Below are 21267 nucleotides of genomic sequence, written 5' to 3'. Positions count from 1 at the left end.
ACCAGGAGGCCGATGAGCAAGTCCGTTCGCTGCACCTTGTCATCGGGAAGCTCGACCTGTTTGCCGCAATGGTGCGCGAGCGGCTCGCGGCTGCGGATTGGGCGACTAAGCGGGACATCATCTGTACTCTCGTCAAGCGCATTGAGGTTGCCGATGATGTTGTCGGGGTGATCTTCCGGGTTGAGCCCGGCTTCTCAGGTCCACCTGAGACAGGTCGAACTTTGCACCATTGTCCAACACGTCGTCTCCAGTCTGCGCCACCTGTTCACATTCTGCGCGATGGAAAGGTCCGGTACCGTGCGATTGTGCCGGCAAGCCCGGCAATAAGGGTTGTTTTCCTCTTCGGGGATCAGCCAATTGCACGCATCGTGCTCCGCATTGGCGCAGAACCGGAAGCGCCCCTCGGGGAGAGCCAACGCCTTCCAGAATCCGGCCTCTGCAGGCTCCAAAGCGCTGATCTCCTGAAGAGACGGCAGGCAGCCGAGGCGCCGACTGCAGCTCTCACAGCGGCTGTTCTCGAAATAGAGCGGCTGGCTGCAGGCCTGACATTCGAAAAGCTTCATGATCGCCCCTGCTGTTTGCCAGCTCACGAGAACCAAGCTTGCTCGGCTTGGCTGCGCCATCACGGCAACGGTTCATGAACCCGTTGGTTCGCAAGCCCTTGCACCGTCGTCGCCAGGTCACTGCTCATAATTTAATCTTTGTGCAAAGCGCCTCTCATTTCATCATGAGCGCACGACGGACCCGGAGCCCGGGCTCCGCATCAGTGGATGACCCATGGTACATGTTGCCAAACAGGCGACTCAGGACGGCACATTCACCGTGTATCTCGGCGACCAGCCCGTCGCCTGGGGGCTGACCCGTCACGCAGCCGATGCCTTGATCCAAAGGCTGCTCCAGCGCTGATTCCACGCATCTCCGCCCCTCGGTGCATTCCAGCACGGCGGCTGCTATAGCCATTCCCGCTCGCGGCAATCGAGGGAAGATCAGTGGAACTTGGTGTCTATACCTTTGGTGAGCTGACGAAAGATGCTGTCACCGGAGATCGGCTCTCCCCGGCACAGCGCCTGCGCGATCTCGTCGAGGAGGTGGAGCTGGCCGATCAGGTCGGCCTGGACGTGTTCGGCCTCGGCGAACATCACCGGCCCGACTATGTCGTCTCCGCCCCGGCCGTCGTGCTGGCCGCCGCCGCCGAGCGCACGAAAAGAATCCGCCTGACGAGCGCCGTGACCGTACTGAGTTCCGACGATCCGATCCGCGTGTTCCAGAGCTTCGCGACCCTCGACCTTCTGTCGGGTGGGCGCGCTGAGATCATGGCGGGCCGCGGCTCGTTCATTGAGTCCTTCCCGCTGTTCGGCTACGATCTTGACGACTACGACGCCCTGTTCGCCGAGAAGCTCGATCTGCTCCTGAAGATCAGGGGCGAGGGACGGGTGACATGGGCCGGCCGGCATCGGGCACCCCTGAGCGATCAGCCGGTCTATCCCCGCCCGGTTCAGGAGCCTTTGCCGGTCTGGAGCGCTGTCGGCGGAACGCCGCAATCGGTGGTGCGTGCCGGCACGCTCGGCCTGCCTCTTGCTCTCGGCATCATCGGAGGACAGCCGGAGCGCTTCGCCCCGCTCGTTTCACTTTATCGTGAGGCGGGGAGCCGGGCCGGACACGATCCGGCAAACCTCAAGGTCGGCATCAACACCCACGCCTATGTGGTGGACACCTCGCAGCAGGCCGCCGACGAATTCTTTCCCGCCTATGCCCAGGTGATGACCCAGCTTGGCCGTGAACGTGGATGGCCTCCCACGACCCGCCCGCAATTCGACGCGATGCAGGAGCCGCGCGGTGCCCTCGCCGTGGGCGGTCCGCAGGAAGTAATCGACAAGATCCTGTTTCAGTACGAGCTCTTCCGCCACGACCGCTATCTGGCGCAGTTCAGCGTCGGGACCCTGCCGCATGCGCGGATCATGCGCTCCATCGAGCTTCTGGGGACCAAGGTTGCACCAGTCGTGCGCGCAGAAATTGCACGCCGGAAAGCTGTATAATCAGGATGCAACCAGGGTCTTTACTTTGGTTGCCCCCCAGCATTACCATACATCCCAAGTCATAATAACCTAAGATAGTGATGGCGTACCAAACCATCGATTATAGTTGTTGCAACTGATTCGTTTAATGACGTCGCAAGGCGCTTTTCAGATGCAATCCGGCTTGGAGGGGCTATGCTCGAGAGTCGCACAAAGCGGGTCCTGATCGTAGAGGACGAGGCGATGATCTCGATGCTGATCGAGGACATGGTTCTCGATTTCGGCTGTGAGGTCGTGGGCCCCGCTGCGCGTCTGGACCATGCTCTGACCCTTGCGCTCCAGGCCGATATCGATATCGGGATCCTCGACATCAATGTCGATGGATCAGTGGTCTTTCCCGTCGCCGATGTCCTGCGTTTCCGCGGGATCCCGTTCATCTTCTCGACGGGTTACGATTTTCGCTCGCTTCCTGAACGGTTTCGCGACTCTTCGACCTTGTCGAAGCCGTTCTCGTACGACAATTTCGCCGATACCCTGCGCCGCACTCTGGCGGGAACCTCCGACACGACCGAGGTGGTCTAAGGAGCCTCGTTCGAGGACAAGGGCGATGCGCCCTTATCCCGCGTGAATGACCTTTTTTCGAACTCCCGGCGCATCGTGCGGAATCAGAGGTCCGCGCCCAACGATACGCACCGCATAACGGTTTGACCATCGGACGAGCCCCAGGCGCATCCCGCTTCCCGGCCCGTCGCTTCAGGAGCGCCGCTCGACCAGCATCTCGGCCTCTTTCTTCGGGCGCAGCGTCACCTTCATCATGGGTGCGGGCATGTCGTCCGCCCGGCTCCGCAGTCTGACGGCCTGCAGCAGCACCGCCAGGATGGCGACAGCCTCCATGGTTGCGAACGCGCTGCCGATGCAGATGCGCGGGCCTGCGCCGAACGGCATGTAGGCATAGCGATGGCGGCTCTTCGCCGGCTCGGGCGCAAATCGCTCGGGATCGAACCGCTCCGGGCTCTCCCAGAGCGTCGCATGATGGTGAACCGCATGGATCGGGAGGATGAGGACCGCCCCTTGCGGCACCATGAACCCGCCGAGCGGAAAGGCGCGCGTAGCGGTCCGCGTAATGATCGGCGCGGGCGGATAGAGCCGCATCGCTTCAGAGAATACCTGCCGTGTGTAGGCGAGCCGGGCGATGTGCTCGGGGCGAACGGGCCCGCCCGCCGTCACCTCGTCGATTTCGGCAAGAACCCTCGCCTCGTGGTTGGGATGACGCGCCAGCAGGAGAAAGGTCCAGGCAAGGCCGAGAGCCGTGGTCTCGTGTCCGGCCGTCATGAAGGTCAGAAGATTGTCCGCGATGTCCTCGTCCGTCATCGTTCGGCCGCTCTCGGGATCGGACGCCGCAAGGAGCAAGGCCACCAGGTCCTCCCGCCCGTCCGGTTTCCGGCGGCGCTCCGCGATCATGCGGGTGATGGCGGAACGGAGATAGGTTGCCGCCGCCCGCGCCCGGCTGCGGCCGGGATACGGCAGCCATTCGGGAGCATCCAGGATGCTCAGGGCAAAGACCCAGCCGGTCGGCTTGAGATAATCCGTGATGCCTCTCTCCACACGCGCCACGTCGATTCCGCCCGGGCCCGACATCATGGTCTCGACGATGATGTCAAAGGTCGTGCGCATCATCTCGTGACCAATGCCGATGGACGATCCGGACGCCAGCCAGCGATCCCTGGTCTTCTCCGCCGTGGCGATCATCGGGGGCAGCAATCCCATGAGCTTCTCGTGCCGGAACGCCGGCGCCACCGATTGGCGCTGCCAGCGCCAGTGGGCGCCGTCCGCCGTCAGCAGCCCCTGGCCGAGCGCCGGGCCCAGGGCCCTGCGGACGTCTTCGCCCTTGTTCAAGGCGTCGGCGTTGCGCACCAAAGCCTCATGGATCAGGGCCGGATCGGCCAGGAGAATACGCCGCCGTCCGGCCACCTGCGAATAGACCACCGGCTCATGATAGATCTCCGGCGGCAGGGCCTGCAGCGGGTCGCGCACCAGGGCGGGAAGGACCGAGAACGGGGAGCGTCGGCTCACCGTCACGCCCGGGCACTCCTCCGAGATCGTGGGAAGGGCATCGATGCTCATGAAGATCTCCCTGAAATCGCCTATACTCGAACCTGATGCCGGCAGGCACCGCGTATAAGGTTCTCACCTTAGACAGCTTGCGATTTAAGGTGTCTACCTTATATCTCCAAGTGCGACATAGAGGACCATCGGTGAGCGAGCCAGGACAGATGCCCAGAGCCAAGCGCCGCCGGAAAGCGGTCAGCACGCGCGATCACCTGATTGCCGTGTCCCTGGCCCTCTTCAACGAGCGTGGCCCCGACCGGGTCACGACGGCGCAGATCGCTGAAGCTGCCGGGATCAACGAGGGCAATCTCTACTACTACTTCAAGACCAAGCAGGCCTTGATCCTGACGATCTTCGACCGCTTCGAAGCCGCCGTCGACGATCTGCTGGACCGCGACCGGGCCGCAGGCGCCGATCCGGCCGCCTATGTGGCGTTCCTGACCGAGTGGTTCGAGATCGTCTGGACCTACCGGTTCCTTTACCGGGACTTCATGGGGCTCATCGCCACGGCGCCCGAGCTGCGCCGCCGCATCAGGGCGATCAGCGACCGCATTCGAGCTCCGGTCAGGCAGCTCATCGAACATATGCGAGCGGCGGGATTGATGGACGTCTCCGACGAGGCCCTCGAAGCCTTGCTCCACAACGTGTGGATCGTGTCGACCTATTGGGTCGTCTATCTCGATGTGCAGGAAGGTGTCCGCGCCTTGAAGAAGTCTCACCTCGAATGGGGCCTCAAGCAGGTCGCAAGCCTGTTTCAGCCGCATCTGTCCGAGCCCGCGCGCCACTGGCTCGATGGCCAATCGGAAGCAGACCGTTCATCGGTCTAGGGGAGTGCAAAAAACTTCGGCAGGATCTGGAGAAGATCGGGCGACGACCCAATTTAATCGCTCCGAGTTTACGGCTATTGAGCGTTCGAGAGCCCTGGAGTATCTGCCCATCATGAAAGCCAAACAGCCGGAAGGCCCTTTTCGCATTGCGCGCTCGTCCACCGGTCTTGGCCTCTTTGCGACCGATGTGATCGAGAAGGGAACGTTCATCATCGAATATATCGGGCCGAAGATCACGAGCGAGGAAGTCGAGCGCCGGAGCAATACACGCTACCTGTTCGAGATCAACAGCCGCTGGACCATCGACGGCTCGCCCCGCTGGAACACCGCGCGCTACATCAACCATGGCTGCCGTCCGAATGCCCAGGCCACGGTGTCGAGAGGCAAGATCCGGATCAAGGCCATCAAGCGCATCAAGCCGGGCGAGGAAATCACCTACAATTACGGCAAGAACTACTTCGAGACTTTCATCAAGCCGATCGGCTGCAAATGCCAGTCCTGCGAACGCAAGCGCGCGAAGCAGGCGGGTGCTTGAGGGTCCGGGACATCAACGCACACCAAGAGTGTGCCCTTCAGTCCGCTACACTCAACCTCGTCGTCACCGGCCTTGTGCCGGTGATGACGAACCGATGACCGCGGTGCTTCACACAATCGGGATGGCCGGGACGCGCCCGGCCATGACGGTCGGAGCACTGGTGCGACTGGATGATGGAAAACGCTGGAAGAGCCGCAGCCTCTCACTCACGTCCTCCACGTCGTCACCGGCCTTGTGCCGGCCATGACGTGGAGGGTGTGAACAGGGACAGTGTCATTCCCGGCCGGAGATGGCGGAAGCTATCGCAGGGGAAGGGATCCACTCACACGCTCAGCGCTATGGATCACCTTCCCGCACTTCGTGCGCCGGGGATGACACAACACAAGGCCGGCGATGACGTGGAGGGTATCGACGCCCTAATCCGCCTTGAACTCCGAAACCGTCCGCTTGGCACCGCGCTCGTAAAGCCGCGCCAGGTTCGCCGTGACCGCTCCTGTGAAACGGGGATCGCCGGGCAGGTCATCGCCGAAGATCTCACGCACGCCGAACAACGCGCCGGCCAGATTCTCGGCCGAGCCCCCTGCCCCGTCGGCCAGTTCCCGCAACCGAGCCGCCATGGGATCGCGCACGTCGATGGGCGCGCCCTTCTCGTCGATGCCCGTCGCATAGCGCATCCAGGCGGCCACCCCGAGCGAAAGCCGCGCGATGGACGCATGTTCGCGCAGACGGTCACGGACCGTTCCCAGAAGGCGCTGCGGCAGCTTCTGCGAGCCGTCCATGGCAATCTGCCAGGTGCGATGTTTCAAGGCCGGGTTCCTGAAGCGCTCGATGAGCGCTTTCTTGTAGGAATTCAGGTCGGCGCCCGGCGGCATGTGGAGGGTCGGGGCGACCTCTTCGTCCATGAGCCCTTCGATCAGCCGCACGAAGGCCGGGTCGGCCATGGTGTCGGCAACGGTCTCATAGCCCGAGAGATAGCCGAGATAGGCCAGGGTCGAGTGGCTCCCGTTGAGCAGCTTGAGCTTCATGTGCTCATAGGGCTCGACATCGGCCACGAACTCGGCGCCCGCATTCTCCCAGGCCGGTCGACCCTGCGGGAAGCGATCCTCGATCACCCATTGCGTGAAAGGCTCGGTGACGACGGGCCAGGCATCCTGGACGCCCAGAGCGGCGCCGATGCGCTCCCGGTCCTGATCGCCGGTCGCCGGCACGATCCGGTCGACCATGGTCGACGGGCAGGAGACCTCGTTCGCCACGAACCGGCCGAGCTCCGGATCGACCAGCTCGGCGAAGCGGGTGAGAACGCGCTTCACCGTGCGCCCGTTGGAGGGAAGATTATCGCAGGTCAGCACCGTGAAGGGCGCAACGCCCGCCAGGCGCCGGCGGCGCAGGGCCTCGACGATGAAGCCCGGAGCGGATCGCGGCGTTCTCAGATAGGCGAGATCGTGCACGATGTCCGGATGAGCCTCGTTGAGGGCGCCGGTCGCGGGGTCATGGCAGTAGCCCTTCTCCGTCACCGTCAGCGTGACGATCCGCGTCCCGGGATCGGCCATGACCTCGAGGAGATCGTCCGTCGCCCGCGGGGCAACGATGATCCGGCCGATCGAGCCGACCACCCGCAGCGCTTCTCCCTCCCGCGAGCGTACAGCCAGGGTGTAGAGGCCGTCCTGGGGCTGAAGGGCGTCGAAGGTATCAGGGCTGCGCAGGCTGGCCGCCACGATGCCCCATTGCGGGTCCTGGCCGAGAACGTCGTCGGTATAGACCGCCTGATGCGCCCTGTGGAAGGCACCGACGCCGAGATGCACGATTCCGGTTTTCACCGCCCTCCGGTCGTAAGCCGGGCGGCGAATTTCGCTCGGCAGCTCGCTCAGGGCGTCATCGTTCAGTCGATCTGGCATCATGTCCTCAAGGCCTGACCCATAAAAGTATTGCGCCTGTCTCCCTCTTCACAAGAGGGAGGGATCAAGGTGCTCACGGCTCTCGTCATCACCGGCCTTGTGCCGGTGATCCCGATCGTGTGAAGCGCCGCGCCTCACCGTCTCGGGATGGTTGAGAAACGCCCGGCTATGACGAAAAGGTCTCGCTCAGCGGCACCCTGCTCCAACTTCTCCCCCGTGCTTTACGAGCCGGCGTCTCAATGCGCCGGCTGCTGCTTCGCGCGGGTGACGATCTGCGTCGGATTGACGAAGCGCAGCGCGATGATGAGCCAGACCAGGGTCGTTACCATGTAGATCACCGCCATGGCATCGATGGACTGCACGGCGCGCACGCCTGCGGCGAAGACCGCGTAATAGAGCGCCACCACGAGGGTTTGGCTCGTCGGCCCCGCCACGAGGAAGGTGAGCTCGAACATCGCGATGGTGCGCACCAGCACCAGCAGCAGCGCCGCGAGAATGCCCGGCAGGAGCAGCGGCAGGAGCACGTGAACGAAGAGCTTGAAGGTGTTGGCCCCGAACACCCGGGCCGCCGCCTCGATCTTCGGATCGATCTGCTCGATGAACGGGATCATGACGAGGATCACGAAGGGAACGGTCGGCACGAGATTGGCCGCCACCACGCCCCAGAAGGTGCCGGCGAGGCCCGTCTGGTAAAGCACGGTCGCGAGCGGGATGCCGAACGTTATTGGCGGAATGAGCAGCGGCAGCAGGAAGAGCAGGACGAGAAGCCGCTTGCCCGGAAAATCGCGGCGGGCCAACGCGTAGGCCGCCGTGATGCCGAGAGCGCCGGAAATGAAGACAACGGCGGCGATGACCTGGAACGTGACCACCAGGACGTCCCAGAGCTGGAACTCGCTCCAGGCGGAGGAATACCAGCGCGTGGTGAAGCCCACGGGCAGCCATGTGCCGAGCCAGCGGGTGGCGAAGGAACTCGTCACCACGGTGGCGATCATTGCGAACAGGTTGATGACGAAGAAGCCGACGAGGAACCAGATGGCCGCCGCCCAGAGCTTCGAGCCGAGTGTCGTGTCGCGGATCATCGGCATTACCCTTTCGCGCCGGAGGCTGGGCCACGGTAGAACAGGCCGCGGGAGGCGAGCACCGCCACGACGATCCCGAGTTGGACGAAGCCCATGATCATCGCGATCGCCGAGGCCATGGAGTAGTCGTATTCCTCGAAGGCCGCCGTCGCCGCGGCAATCGAGATGACACGGGTGTTGCCAGCCGGCTCGCCGAGCAGCACCGCCGAGGGAAATACCGAAAAGGCCTGCACGAAGGACAGGCAGAAGGTGATGGCGAACCCCGGCATCAGCAGGGGCAGGTAGACATGGCGGAAACGCTGCCACGCACTGGCGCCCAGCGTCGCCGCCGCCTGCTCGAGCGCCGGATCGATGCCCGTGACGTAGGACAGGGTCAGGAGGAACGTGAACGGAAATCCCGTAATCACCAGCGAGGCGAAGACGCCCCAGTAATTGTGAACGAGCTTCAGGGGCTGCGAGATCAACCCGAAGGTGATCAGGGTGCGGTTGAACCAGCCCTGCGGCCCGAGATAGTTCAACAGGCCCTCGGCCACGAGAACGGTGCCGAGCGTGATCGGCAGCACGAGGATTGTGGTCAGCAGGCGCTGGCGCCGCATGAGGCGCACGCGGAACGCGATCGGTACCGCCAGCAGCAGGTTGACGAGCGTGACGGGGATCGCGAGCCAGAGCGTCTTGGCGATCGTCTCGTAGAGAAAGGGATCGGAGAAGAAGCGCCTGTAATTGGCCAGCCAGTCGCCGCCGGCCTTCGGTTCGAAGGAGAGAACGAAGCCGAAGGCGAAGGGATAGACGAAGAGCAGCAGGCTGAAGATCGCCGCCGGGATGACGAGCAGGGTGACCGCATCGAAGCCCCTCGCGGCCAGACGCTGGCGCAGGCTGGGGCCGTGCTCGACGGGGGCTGCAGGCGCGAGGGCGTCCATCAATGCCTCCCCTGGATCGGCTCCGCGAAGACGAGCACGCGCTGGTCGTCCGCCCGCAGATGCACCGAGGATCCCGGCTCCACCGGCTGATGGGACCGGAACACGAAATCGAGCCCGCCGGCCGAATGGGCGGTGCCGACGAACTCGCGGCCGCGATACTCGATGGTGTCGACCGTCGCCGCGATGGCGTTTTGTCCCGCCTCGCCGACCATCAGGTCGTCCGGACGGACGGCCGCGTAGGCTGCGGCGCCGGCGGACAGGCTTTCGCGGGCAACGCCGCTGATCCGAGCGCCTTCCACGTCGAGAACGACACGGCTGCCGTCGCTCCCGATCACCTTCCCTTGCAGCTTGTTGCGGAAGCCCATGAAGTCGGCCACGTCAAGATGGGCCGGAGCGTCGTAGAGCTCCTTCGGCGTCCCGACCTGCCGGACCACGCCGTCGCGCAGCACCACGATGCGGTCGGCGAGCGACAGCGCCTCGTCCTGGTCGTGGGTCACGTAGATGGTCGTGGCACCGAGTTCATTATGGATGCGCCGGATCTCGGCGCGCATCTCGAGACGCAGCTTGGCATCGAGGTTCGACAGGGGCTCGTCCATCAGCACCAGCGGCGGCTCGATGACGATGGCGCGGGCAATCGCCACGCGCTGCTGCTGGCCACCGGAGAGCTGGCCCGGCAGCTTGTTCTCCTGGCCCCGGAGGCGGACCAGGTTCAGGGCCTCGTCGACCTTGCGGTCGATCTCGGCCTTGGGCTTACCCCGCATCTTGAGGCCGAAGCCGATGTTCTGGCGCACGTTGAGGTGGGGAAAGAGTGCGTAGTTCTGGAACACCATCCCGAACCCGCGCTCCTCGGGACGCAGCGTATCGACCCGGCTCTTGTCGAGCCAGATCGCTCCGCCGGTCACAGGCAGAAGACCCGCGATGCAGTTCAACGTCGTCGACTTTCCGCAGCCCGACGGGCCGAGCAGCGCGATGAACTCGCGCCGCCGGATCGTCAGGGAGACGTCGCGCAAAGCATTGAGCGCCCCGAAATCGCGGCTGACGCGATCGAGCCGGACTTCGTCGAACTGGGAGAGGGCTATGGTCATCGCGGGTCCTTGTTTTGTCGTCTTACCTGCGCAGTCTTACTTGCGCTTGCCGCCGCCGATTTGCTCGTCCCACATGCGGAAGGCGACAACCATCTGCTCGGGCTGGAGCGGCAACTCGATCGGATTCTCGGCAATCCACTTCTCGTATTCGGGACGGCCGAATTCCTTGATGGCGGCCTGGCTCTCCGGCGGAGCCATGTCGAGGGTCACGCCCTTCACGGCCGGACCGGGATAGAAGTAGCCCTCGTCATAAGCGTAGGCCTGCTGCTCCTTGGTGAGCAGGAAACTCATGAGGTCGAGGAGAACGGCGAGCTTCTCGTTCGCCAGGCCCTTGGGCACGCACATGTAGTGAGCATCCGCCACCCAGTGGAAGCCCTTGAGCGCTGCCACCTTCGCCTCCTTCGGCACGACGCCGAGAACGCGCGGGTTGATGTCCCAGCCGGTGGTCGACACGGTCATGTCGCGAGAGCCTTCGCCGAGCTCCTTCATCACCGCGCCGGTGCCGGACGGGTAGTACTCGACGTTCTGCCCGAGCTCCTTCAGGAATGCCCAGGTCTTGTCCCAGCCCTTGGCGGGATCCTGCGGGTTGCTGTCGCCCAGGATGTAGGGCAGGCCCATGATGAAGGTGCGGCCCGGACCGGAATTCGCAGGACGCGCATAGAGGAAGCGTCCGGGATTGGCCTTGGTATAGGCCAGGAGCTCCTCGGCCGTGGTCGGCACGTTCTTGACCTTGTCGGGCATGTATTCGAGCAGCGGACCCGACGGGTAATAGGTCACGACGACGCCCTGCCCTTTCGCAAGCCCCTGCATCTTGGCGGCGGGCGGAAGATAGATGTCGTCGAGCTTCGGCAGGGAATTCGCCTGGCCGGGGATCAGGTCGACCCAGAGCTTCTGCTCGATGCCGGCGGAGAGCCCATCGGTGCCGGTGAGCACGAGGTCGATGTCGACGCGGCCGGCATCCTGCTGCGCCTTGATCTTGCCCGCGAGTTCCGGTGCGGTCGCTTTGGTGAAGGAGATGCGCGAAACGAGGTTGGGCTTCGCCTTGCGGTAATTCTCGATGGCCTTCTGCGTCAGCGCCAGGTTGCCGGCAACGTCGATGACGTTGAGCGAAACCGGGCTCGTGGGCAGGGTCGCTTGCGCAAAGCTCGGTCCGCCGAGGGCTGCGACGCCTGCGGCGCCGGCGACCCCGCCGACGAAAGTCCGCCTGGTGATCATGTTCGTCATGGTCTTCCTCCCGTTCTGTGTGACATGGCTCGTTCTCGGCCATGTCCCGTGTCACAGCTTGTAGGCCTCTTTCGCGAGGCGATAGGCGAGATCATAGGCTACCTCGTGCGCCTCATCCTCTTCGAGGCGATGGGTCGTCACGAGATTGGCCAGATAGCTGCAGTCGACCCGGCGGGCCACGTCATGCCGCGCCGGTATGGACAGATAGGCCCGCGTGTCGTCGTTGAAGCCGACCGTGTTGTAGAAGCCGGCCGTCTCGGTGGTGAGTTCGCGGAAGCGGCGCATGCCTTCGGGCGCATCGAAGAACCACCAGGCCGGACCGAGTCTCAACGCCGGATAATGGCCTGCGAGCGGCGCGAGTTCGCGCGAATAGCTCGTCTCGTCCAGGGTGAAGACGATCAGGGTGAAATCGGGCTCGTTGCCGAACCGGTCGAGCAGCGGCTTCAACGCCCGGACGTAGTCCGTCTGGAGCGGAATGTCGGCGCCCATGTCGCGGCCGAAGCGGCGATAGAGCGCATCGTTGTGATTGCGGAACGAGCCGGGATGGATCTGCATGACCATGCCGTCTTCCACGCTCATCGCCGCCATTTCGGTCAGCATCTGTGCCCGAAACAACTCCGCATCCGCGGGGTTCGCATCTCCCGTCGAGACGCGGCGGAACAGGGCCTCGACATCCGCCTGCGAAAGGTTGGCGGTCCGCGCGGTGGGATGGCCGTGGTCGGTGGAGGTGGCGCCATAGTCGCGGAAGAAGGCGCGCCGCTTGCGATGCGCGTCCAGGTAGCCGCTCCAGGTTGACGTATCGCAGCCGGTGATCTCGCCGAAGCGCACGAGGTTCTGGCGGAAACCTTCGAACTCGGGATCGATGACCGGGTCGGGTCGATAGGCGGTCACCACGCGTCCCTTCCAGCCCGATTGCCGGATGGTCTCGTGATGTTTCAGCGGATCGAGCGGGCTTTCCGTCGTGGCGATGGCTTCGATTCGGAAGCGCTCGAAGAGCGCGCGCGGCCGGAACTCCGGCGTCTGCAGCGCCTCGTCGATACGGTCGTAATAGGCATCCGCATTCGCAGCCGACAGCCGCTCGGTGAAGCCGAACAGGGTCGCGAAGGTATGATCGAGCCAGGCGCGCGTGGGTGTGCCGCGGAAGAGATGATAATGCGAGGCGAAGCGGCGCCAGATCGCCCGCGGGTCGGTCTCGACGGGGCTGCCGTCCTTCGTTGCAATACCAAGATCTTCGAGCCGCACGCCCTGGCTGTAGAGCATGCGGAAAACATAGTGATCGGGAATCACGAAGAGCGTCGCCGGATTCGGAAAGGGCTCGTTCTCCGCGTACCAGCGGGGATCCGTGTGGCCATGCGGCGAGATGATGGGCAGGTCCCGGACTTGCCCATAGAGTCTGCGCGCCACCTCGCGAGTGGCGGGATCAACAGGAAACAGCCGGTCCGGGTGGATCAGCATGGCGTACTCCCTTGGCACTTCTCCCAAGCCCTTCCAGGCCGGTTCCGAGCACCTCACTGAGCAAACCTTAAAACGATCCACGATCCGTTGCAATGGTCTACTAGTATGGTAGTGTGCCACTTATGACGAATAGACTTGCCCTTGCGAAGCTCGATCTCAGCCGCGAACCCATGGCCCGGCAGGTCACGCGCACGCTTCGCCAAGCCATCGTCAGCATGAAGATTTCGCCCGGCGAGATGCTGTCCGAGCAGGATCTGGCGCAGCGATTCGGGGTCAGTCGCTCCCCCGTACGCGAGGCCCTGATCAAGCTGAGCGAAGCGGGCCTCGTGCGGGTTCTGCCGCAGCGAGGCACGCAGGTCGTCAAGATTTCACGTTCAGCCGTCGAGGATGCGCGTTTCATTCGTGAAGCGGTCGAATGTGCCGTCGTGCGGGAGGCTGCCCTGAAGGCCACTCCGATGATGCTGGCCGAGTTGAACGCCAATCTGGCCCGACAGCGACGTGCCCAGCGTTCAACCTCGTCGGACGATTTCATGGCCCTCGACGAGGAGTTTCACCGTCTTCTGGCGGAAGCGGCAGGACGGCCCGCCGCATGGCGGATGATCGAGGATGTCAAACCGCAGATGGACCGGGTGCGATATCTGGATGTGAAGCAGGCCACGCCGCGCCACCTCATCGTCGCGCAGCACGCAGAGATCGTCGATGCCATCAAGGCGTCCGATCCCGTTGCGGCCGAAAAGGCCATGCATCAGCATCTTAGCGAGATCCTGCGTTCCTTGCCGGAACTTGCCGCGCAACATCCGGACCTCTTCGAGTCCGAGGTCGATGGTCTACCGGAGGTGCTCAGCGCGTGACCTCAGTCAAAGACGAATTCAGAACCTCCGCCGACGCCCAAGTTCGGCCTAACGTTTAAGAGGCAATCATGGAACAGACCTGGCGCTGGTTCGGCCCCGACGATGTCGTTCAGCTTTCCCATATCCGTCAGACGGGTGCTACGGGCATCGTCACCGCGCTGCATCAGATCCCCTATGGGGTCATCTGGAGCGTCGAGGAGATCGAGAAGCGGAAAGCGCTCATCGCCGCCGATCCGTCGCTGGGATTGCGGTGGAGCGTGGTCGAGAGCCTGCCGATCCACGAGCGCATCAAGATCGGCGAAGGCGACCTGACGGGCCTGTTCGACAATTACCGCCAATCCATGCGCAACCTAGCGCAATGCGGCGTCACCACGATCTGCTACAATTTCATGCCCGTGGTCGATTGGACAAGGACAGAGCTGGCCTACCCTCTTCCCGGCGGCGCAACGGCGCTTCGCTTCAACGCTCACGAATTTGCGGCGTTCGACTGCTTCATGCTGGAGCGACCCGGCGCAGAGGCGGACTACTCACAAGATGTTTTGACACGGGCCAAAGACTGGCATCTCCGCTCATCGGAAGCAGACCGGCGCAAGCTCCTGTCCAATATCATGGCGGGCCTGCCGGGCGCCTATGACCGGTACGACGTCCCGGGACTGCGCGCGATGCTCGATCGCTACAAGGATATCGATGCCGTGGCCCTTCGCGAAAACCTCGCCCGCTTCCTGCGGGAGGTGATCCCGACGGCGGAAGAGGTCGGCATCCGGATGTGCATCCATCCCGACGATCCGCCACGGCCGCTCATGGGCCTGCCGCGCATCGTGTCCAACGCGGACGACATCGCGTTCATCCTTGGTGCCGTCGACTCGCCTGCCAACGGGCTCACGCTCTGCAGCGGTTCGCTGGGAGCCAATCCCGTCAACGACGTTCCGGCCATTGCGAAGCGCTTCGCTGACCGAATCTGGTTCGCTCACCTGCGAAACGTCGCAAAGGACCCGGACGGGTCCTTCATGGAAGCGGATCATCTCGGCGGCGACACGGACATGGTGGCCCTGGTCATGGTGCTGCTCGAAGAACAGAAGCGCCGCAAGGATGCTGGCGACGTGCATTGGCGCATCCCCATGCGTCCCGATCATGGGCACGAGCTTCTCGACGATGTCGGCAGACCCACGCATCCCGGCTATCCGATTATCGGTCGCATGAGAGGCCTTGCCGAACTGCGCGGAGTGATGCAGGCCGTCTCGGCCCTGCGCGGCCTGCCGCTTTAGCGAAGCGCTCCCGTCCCACGGCTTGTCCGGACCACTATCCCTCGACGTCATGGCCGGGCTTGTCCCGGCCATCTCGCTACGGCGATGCTCAACATTTCATGTCATCGGGATCACCGGCACAAGGCCGGTGATGACGTTGGAGGGAATGCAACTGTCACTCCCGGCCGGAGCGGAGCGGAAGCGGAGCCATCGGCGCTGAGCATAGGGGATCCCCTTCCCTCGCTACGCTTGGCCCGAGGATGACCGTGCGTAGCGCGGAAACCTACCCAAGCAGATTCCGTACCGTCCGCATGAACACCCGTGCGCCGATGCCGATCAGGTCATCGGGAAAATCGTAGTTCGGATTGTGCAGGCTCGGGTGGTTCTCGCCGGCTCCGAGGAAGAACATGGCGGCGGGCGCCCGTTGGCCGAAGCGTCCGAAATCCTCCGAGGCCCGTATCGGCAGGTTGCCCTTGTCGTGGGGCACGCCTTCTTCATCGAGCGCACGGCGAAGATGGGCCACCGCCTCCGGCGCGTTCTCGCAATGCCCGAAGATGTCGTCATGGGACACCTCGACGCTCAGTCCCTTCTCCCGCGCCGCGCTCAGGACCAGATGCTCGGCGCTCACGCAGAGATCTTCCATCCCGGCATCGGTCAATGTGCGCAGGGTCGCCCAGATTTCGGCGCGCGCCGGAGCCACGCCGAAGGCGGGCTCGCCGATCTTCACGAGGGTGACGGTCACCATTGCGAAGTCTTTGTCCAGCGGGCCACCCCGGCCGAGAGCCGTCAGCGCCGGCATCAGCTCGGCCACGACATTCACGGGCGATATGCCCGTCTCGGGCATCGACGCGTGAGCGGTCTTGCCGTTGAGAACGATGCGCATGCCCCGGGATGCGCAATTGACCGGTCCCTCCGCCAGCGCGACCTGGCCGAGCGGCAGACCTGGAAGATTGTGTAGGGCGAATGCAAAATCCGGTGAGATCTCGCGGAAGCGCGGGTCGGCCACGACGGCCGCCACCCCGGAGCCATCCTCCTCCGCCGGCTGGAACAGCAGGATGGCGCGGCCGCGCTGCGGACGTCGGCGGCCAAGCGCACGAGCCAGACCGGCCAGGATCGCCATATGACCGTCATGGCCGCACAGATGTCCCTTGCCCGGAACGCCGGAGCGATGAGGCAGATCGGAAATCTCCTCGATCGGCAGGCCATCGAGTTCCGCCCGGACCATGACGGTTGGCCCCGGCGCCTTGCCCTCATAGATGGCCGCGATTCCGTGGCCGCCGAGACCCGTGATGATTCGGTCCGGCCGTGTGGGAGCCAGGAACGCGCGAACCTCAGCTGCGGTCTGAACCTCCTCTCGGGAGAGTTCAGGCGTGCGGTGGAGCTTGCGCCGAAACGCCGCCAGCTCGACCATGTCTTCGTTGCTCAAAATCATGGATCGCCTCCGCACTGGACCTTGATGGGAGCAGAACCGCTCAAGCGATAACAGCCCGGCCTGTTTCGGCACGACGTTATGGACCGAAGGACCGGCCTCGATCAAGCTGTCCATACGGAAGCATCATGGGTTGAAACAGAGTTCCTGTCCCCGTTTCGGATTGGAGATTGCTGGGTCCGCCCGGTGACGCTAGGTTCCGTTCACGTTTCCTCACCCATAAAATTTCGCTGGTCTCATGAACCTGTTCGTCTTCGGTCTCGGCTATTCCGTCCGCCAGTTCCTCAGCCTGCACCGCGAGCGCTTCACGGAGATCGGCGGCACGGTGCGCACGCCGGAGAAGGTTCGGGCGATGGAGGCGGAGGGCATCCAGGCCTTCCGGTTCGACGGCACGGATTTCGATCCTCGCATCCTCGAGCGGATCGCCCGTGCGGATGCGCTTCTCGTCTCCATCCCTCCCATGCGCGAGGCGGATCCGGTGCTGGAGCGTTTTTCCGAAGCCATCGCGTCGGCTCCCCATCTGCGCTGGATCGGCTACCTGTCGACCGTCGGCGTCTACGGCCATGCGGACGGGAATTGGGTGGACGAGACGACAGCGCCCAATCCGGCGACGATCCGCTCCCGCCACCGCATCGCCGCCGAGCGGGAGTGGCTTGCACTCGGGGAGAGCGCCCCGTTTGCGGTGCAGATCTTTCGGCTGGCCGGCATCTACGGCCCCGGCCGCAATGCTCTGGTGAAGGTCGCCGACGGCACCGCCAAGCGCATCGTCAAAAAGGGCCAGGTGTTCAACCGAATCCACACGACCGATATCGCGCAGGTTCTGATGGCGTCGATCGAGCGTCCGAGCCGGAACGCGATCTACAACGTGGCGGACGATGAGCCGCGCCCGCCGCAGGATGTCATTGCCTATGCGGCTCAGCTGCTCGGCCGCGAGCCTCCGCCGGAGGTGCCGTTCGAGGAGGCCGAGATGACCCCGATGGCGCGCACCTTCTACGAGGACAACAAGCGGGTTCGCAACACGCGCATCAGGACGGAGCTGGGCGTGATGCTTCGCTACCCGACCTATCGCGAGGGTCTGCAGGCCCTTCTCGAAGCCGGCGAAGGGATCACGCGGGACTGACGTGAGCCGCTGACAGCTTCCTGCCGAAGGCCATCACCAGCGGTTTGAGGTGGTAGCTGTCCTGCGGCATCGCGCCGACAGGCCAGCCCGCCTTTTCCACGGCCTCCGCCGTGACCGGCCCGACGGCGGCGATCAGGATCCGCCGCATGGCCGCGTCGAGATCCGCCTCCTGGCCGAACCGCCGCGCGACCTCCTGCAGCCGCCGCACCTGCGCCGTGCTCGTGAAGGCGATCAGGTCGACGGTTCCGGAGGCGAGTTCCTGAATGAACGCGAGGACCTGCCCGTCTTCCTCATCCGAGGCATAGCGATAGCTCAGGACGGGATCGACCTGCGCCCCTGCCGCTTCCAGGAAATTCGGCAGAGCCTCCTCGCCGCCCGGATAGAGCAGAATGCCGATGCGCCTGCCCTCGATGCGATGGGCGGACAAGGTCTTCATCAATCCCGCCGTCGTCGGCTCGTCGGCCATCAGGTCGGGCGCGAGACCGATGCCACGCAGGACCTTGGCGGGCTTGGGTCCGCGAGCGACCTTGAAGGCTTTGCGCAGCGCCGCGATCACATCCGCTTCGATGCCCTTGCGGCGGGCGAAGCCCAGAAGGCGGGACAACCCTTCTCCGGTGTAGAGGACCACGATCTCGTGCCGGCCCTGGACGAGCCGATCGAGCCAGGCGTCAACCGAGCCGGAATCCTGCACATCGTGGATCGACACCAGCGGGCAACGAACGACGACGGCGCCCTGCCGTTCGAGCATTCGCGTGAACAGATCGAGTTCCCGGCTCTCGGGCACGGCGATGCGGCGTCCATCCAGCATGATCTTGCCTTTGTCCTTCCTTTCAAGCCGTCGCATCGAGCATGAGAGGCTGTTCGAGCCCCCGATCGTTTGCTTTGGCGGCTCGCTCGAACACGCGGCCGACGCCGATGATGACGGGCTTCGTCGGATCGCGCCGTTCGCTGGCCCAGCCGAGATCAGCGATCGAACCGGCCCAGCGTTCGTCACCCCGCGACACGTTCGAGACCAGCACGGCAGGCATGGTCGGCGAACATCCCGCCTCCATCAGGCGCTCGGCGATGGCGCCCGCCGTGCCGCCCGCCATGTAGAAGATCGTCGTGGTGGTCGGATCCGCCAGTCCCTGCCAGTCGAGACCGCTTGGAAGCCGCTCGGTCTTCGCGCATCCGGTGACGAAGCGGACCGACTGCGCCATGTCGCGATGGGTGAGCGACACGCCGAGAGCGGATGCCATGGCGATGCCGGCGGTGATGCCCGGCACCACGTCGACGGGAACGCCGGCTTTCTCCAGATGCTCGATCTCCTCTCCAGCGCGGCCGAAGACCATCGGGTCGCCGGACTTGAGCCGCACCACCTGCTTTCCCTGGAGAGCAAGGCGGGTCATCAGATCGTTGATGTCGCCTTGGGCGCAGGAGGCACGCCCTCCCCGCTTGCCGACCATGAGGCGCTTCGCCTCGCGGCGGGCGAGCTCCAGCACGTCCTCGGACACGAGATCGTCGAAGAGAATGACATCCGCGGATTGGAGGGCGCGCATGGCTTTGAGTGTCAGCAGTTCCGCATCGCCGGGCCCGGCGCCGACGAGCGTGACGCGTCCAGTCCTTGCTGCCGGTTCGGACGCGATCCGATCCAGCACCGTCTGCACGGTATCGCCGAAGCTTTCCGGCGCTCTGCCCTGGAAGGCGAGATCCGTGAAGCGCTCCCAGAAGGCGCGTCGTGCCATGCCCGGAGACAGATTCCGCATGACGTGCTCGCGCAGATGTTTGGCAACGGCCGCCCAGGAGGCGATGGAGGGATGCAGCAGCGTCTCGATCCTGCGCCGGATCGCCTGGCCGAGGATCGGCGCCGCGCCATCCGTGGAAATGCCGATCACGACGGGAGAACGGTTGACCACCGATCCGAACTGGAAGTCACAGTAGCCGGGCTTGTCGACCACGTTGACCGGGATGCCCGCCTCATGGGCAGCCGCAGCAAAAGCGTCGGCCTCGTCCTCATCGTCGAGATCGGCAACGGCGAGAGCGGGATCGGTCAGCAAATCGGCGGACCAATCGGCTCGATGCAGGGTGAGCGAGCCATCGGCAGCACCGCGCGACAGCAATGCGTCCATCTCGGCAGATAGCTCCAAGGCATAGATATCCACATGGGCTCCGGCAGCGGCGAGCAGTTCCGCTTTCCAGGCCGCACCGGGCGATCCGCCGACGAGAACCGCGCGCCGGTCCTTCAGGTCGAAGAAGACCGGAAGCTTGGCCAACCGGCCGAGCCGACCCGGCTCCGCCTCAGACGGCTTTCTTAAGGGCTGCAGCATCGATCAACCTCCTGATTTCAACGCGGCAGGAGCCGCAATTCGTGCCGGCGCGCAGGGACTGGCCGACCTCGTCCACGGTTTCAGCGCCATTCTCGACGGCCGCCGCGATCTGGTGCGCCCCGACCGAGAAGCAGGCACAGACGATGGGACCGGGATCGGCTTGGTCGGCGCCGGGACGACCGCTCAACAGGCGCAGGCGCTCGGTACTGCGGATTTCCTTCGCCGACAGGTGTTCGACGGCCCATGTCCGCGACACGGCCACCGGGCGCGGCGCGATAAACAGCGCACCCAAGAGCGCATCGCCCGAGAAGGTCGCGAGCCGAAAGCTGGCTTGGTCCTGATCGCTGTACGACAGCGTCTCCAGATTCTCGCGGCTCCCAACCAGGTCGGCCGCGTAGGCAGCCCAATCCTCCACCGGTTCGGCACCGGCGAGTTCGACGCGCCAGCCTCCCTCGGCCCTGGCCAGCGCCCAATAATCCGCCGTGATGGCCTCGGGTCTGTTGCGGAGCACCGCGAAGCCGTACCAGGCGGCATCGAACGGCTCGATGCGCACACCGGACAACTTGAGACCGGGCTGACCGGAAATTGGATCGACCGATGGATGAACTGCCGCGCCGATGCGTCCCTGCGCCGTCTGCTGATCCGTCCAGTGCATGGGGACGAAGACGCTGCCCTTCTGCTGCCGCTCCGTCACGAGGGCACGGACGACGGCTGCGCCTTGTGGGCTCACGATGCGCACGAGGGTGGCGGGCGTAACTCCGGCGTCCTCGGCATCCTCCGGATGGATCTCGCAGAAGCTCTCCGCGTAATGGCTCATCAGCCGCGGCGTCTTCGCCGTGCGCGTCATGGTATGCCACTGATCGCGGATGCGGCCCGTGTTGAGGATCAGCGGGAATTCCGGCGAAACCGCTTGCAGCGCGACGGGCGTCGGGACGAACCGCCCTCGCCTGTCGGGCGTGTAGAAGCCGCCCTCTGCGAAGAAACGTGTCGTCGCGTCATCGAGCGCCTGGCCTTGCCGGCGCGGCCACTGGAACGGCGCCAGCATGTCATAGGCGCTCTCGCTCAACTCGGCACAGGCGCCGATGTCGAAATCGCGTGTTCCGTCATTCGCAATGCCCGACAAGGCGGCATGCTCGCGGAAGATCTCGGCCGGCGACCGGTAATCGAACGCCTCGG

Annotated in this window: 19 protein-coding genes and 1 pseudogene; 9 read left to right on the top strand and 11 right to left on the bottom strand. The window is 64.4% G+C overall.

Annotation, left to right across the window (positions count from 1 at the left end; genetic code table 11):
* From FS320_RS48140 to FS320_RS21315, 4 genes and pseudogenes are all read left to right on the top strand, one after another.
* Positions 1 to 641: pseudogene (locus FS320_RS48140) on the top strand (hypothetical protein); the annotation flags it as partial.
* 136 nt (positions 642 to 777) lie between these two features.
* Positions 778 to 906, top strand: a complete 129-nt coding sequence (locus FS320_RS49820; protein WP_274597199.1) for a hypothetical protein — start codon at positions 778 to 780, stop codon at positions 904 to 906.
* Positions 907 to 989: 83 nt separating this feature from the next.
* Entirely contained in the window at positions 990 to 2036 is a 1047-nt protein-coding gene (locus FS320_RS21320) for an Atu2307/SP_0267 family LLM class monooxygenase (RefSeq protein WP_162003133.1), read from the top strand.
* Positions 2037 to 2210: 174 nt separating this feature from the next.
* Positions 2211 to 2597 carry a response regulator gene (locus FS320_RS21315; RefSeq protein ID WP_152713964.1) on the top strand — a complete coding sequence of 129 codons (387 nt, stop codon included), beginning with the start codon at positions 2211 to 2213 and terminating at the stop codon, positions 2595 to 2597.
* 171 nt (positions 2598 to 2768) lie between these two features.
* Here the strand turns inward: FS320_RS21315 and FS320_RS21310 are convergent, their stop codons facing one another.
* Positions 2769 to 4139, bottom strand: coding sequence for a cytochrome P450 (locus FS320_RS21310; protein WP_152713963.1), 1371 nt, complete (start codon positions 4137 to 4139; stop codon positions 2769 to 2771).
* Between the two features lie 149 nt (positions 4140 to 4288).
* On the opposite strand from FS320_RS21310, the gene FS320_RS21305 reads away from it, so the two are divergent.
* Both FS320_RS21305 and FS320_RS21300 read left to right on the top strand, forming a co-directional pair.
* Positions 4289 to 4951 (top strand): TetR/AcrR family transcriptional regulator, encoded by a 663-nt coding sequence (locus tag FS320_RS21305; RefSeq protein ID WP_152713962.1) that lies wholly within the window; start codon positions 4289 to 4291, stop codon positions 4949 to 4951.
* 112 nt (positions 4952 to 5063) lie between these two features.
* The gene (locus FS320_RS21300; RefSeq protein WP_152713961.1) at positions 5064 to 5486 is read left to right on the top strand and encodes an SET domain-containing protein; all 423 of its coding nucleotides are present in this window, start codon (positions 5064 to 5066) and stop codon (positions 5484 to 5486) included.
* 416 nt (positions 5487 to 5902) lie between these two features.
* Here the strand turns inward: FS320_RS21300 and FS320_RS21295 are convergent, their stop codons facing one another.
* The 6 genes from FS320_RS21295 to uxaC all read right to left on the bottom strand — a co-directional run bounded on the left by FS320_RS21295 (position 5903) and on the right by uxaC (position 13141).
* Positions 5903 to 7381 (bottom strand): mannitol dehydrogenase family protein, encoded by a 1479-nt coding sequence (locus tag FS320_RS21295; protein ID WP_152713965.1) that lies wholly within the window; start codon positions 7379 to 7381, stop codon positions 5903 to 5905.
* Positions 7382 to 7617: 236 nt separating this feature from the next.
* Positions 7618 to 8460, bottom strand: a complete 843-nt coding sequence (locus FS320_RS21290) for an ABC transporter permease (RefSeq protein WP_152713960.1) — start codon at positions 8458 to 8460, stop codon at positions 7618 to 7620.
* 5 nt (positions 8461 to 8465) lie between these two features.
* A complete protein-coding gene (locus FS320_RS21285) occupies positions 8466 to 9377 on the bottom strand; it encodes an ABC transporter permease (protein WP_152713959.1) in 912 nt (303 codons plus the stop codon).
* A complete protein-coding gene (locus FS320_RS21280) occupies positions 9377 to 10462 on the bottom strand; it encodes an ABC transporter ATP-binding protein (protein ID WP_152713958.1) in 1086 nt (361 codons plus the stop codon). Before FS320_RS21280 ends, FS320_RS21285 begins: the two co-directional genes overlap by 1 nt.
* Positions 10463 to 10498: 36 nt before the next feature.
* A complete protein-coding gene (locus FS320_RS21275) occupies positions 10499 to 11686 on the bottom strand; it encodes an ABC transporter substrate-binding protein (protein WP_152713957.1) in 1188 nt (395 codons plus the stop codon).
* A gap of 51 nt (positions 11687 to 11737) precedes the next feature.
* A complete protein-coding gene (gene uxaC / locus FS320_RS21270; protein WP_152713956.1) occupies positions 11738 to 13141 on the bottom strand; it encodes a glucuronate isomerase in 1404 nt (467 codons plus the stop codon).
* A gap of 122 nt (positions 13142 to 13263) precedes the next feature.
* Here uxaC and FS320_RS21265 point away from each other — a divergent pair, with 122 nt between their 5' ends.
* Positions 13264 to 13992, top strand: coding sequence for a GntR family transcriptional regulator (locus tag FS320_RS21265; RefSeq protein ID WP_152713955.1), 729 nt, complete (start codon positions 13264 to 13266; stop codon positions 13990 to 13992).
* A 68-nt stretch (positions 13993 to 14060) separates the two neighbouring features.
* On the top strand, positions 14061 to 15257 hold the full coding sequence (gene uxuA, locus FS320_RS21260; protein WP_152713954.1) for a mannonate dehydratase: 1197 nt from the start codon (positions 14061 to 14063) through the stop codon (positions 15255 to 15257).
* Between the two features lie 262 nt (positions 15258 to 15519).
* On the opposite strand, the gene FS320_RS21255 is transcribed toward uxuA, so the two are convergent.
* On the bottom strand, positions 15520 to 16668 hold the full coding sequence (locus FS320_RS21255) for an amidohydrolase (RefSeq protein ID WP_152713953.1): 1149 nt from the start codon (positions 16666 to 16668) through the stop codon (positions 15520 to 15522).
* Between the two features lie 235 nt (positions 16669 to 16903).
* On the opposite strand from FS320_RS21255, the gene FS320_RS21250 reads away from it, so the two are divergent.
* Positions 16904 to 17785, top strand: coding sequence for an SDR family oxidoreductase (locus FS320_RS21250; RefSeq protein ID WP_152713952.1), 882 nt, complete (start codon positions 16904 to 16906; stop codon positions 17783 to 17785).
* On the opposite strand, the gene FS320_RS21245 is transcribed toward FS320_RS21250, so the two are convergent.
* From FS320_RS21245 to FS320_RS21235, 3 genes are all read right to left on the bottom strand, one after another.
* The gene (locus FS320_RS21245) at positions 17772 to 18593 is read right to left on the bottom strand and encodes a uroporphyrinogen-III synthase (RefSeq protein WP_152713951.1); all 822 of its coding nucleotides are present in this window, start codon (positions 18591 to 18593) and stop codon (positions 17772 to 17774) included. The genes FS320_RS21250 and FS320_RS21245 overlap by 14 nt on opposite strands.
* Before the next feature lie 22 nt (positions 18594 to 18615).
* The gene (cysG, locus tag FS320_RS21240) at positions 18616 to 20091 is read right to left on the bottom strand and encodes a siroheme synthase CysG (protein WP_152713950.1); all 1476 of its coding nucleotides are present in this window, start codon (positions 20089 to 20091) and stop codon (positions 18616 to 18618) included.
* The coding region (locus FS320_RS21235) for a nitrate reductase (protein ID WP_192926313.1) at positions 20063 to 21267 on the bottom strand (1205 nt) is incomplete at its 5' end. The genes cysG and FS320_RS21235, both read right to left, overlap by 29 nt.

Origin of the sequence: Microvirga tunisiensis, assembly GCF_009296175.1 — a bacterium.
Classification (GTDB): domain Bacteria; phylum Pseudomonadota; class Alphaproteobacteria; order Rhizobiales; family Beijerinckiaceae; genus Microvirga; species Microvirga tunisiensis.
Note: the sequence above shows the minus strand (reverse complement) of the source record. Positions and strands in the feature narration are given on the sequence as shown.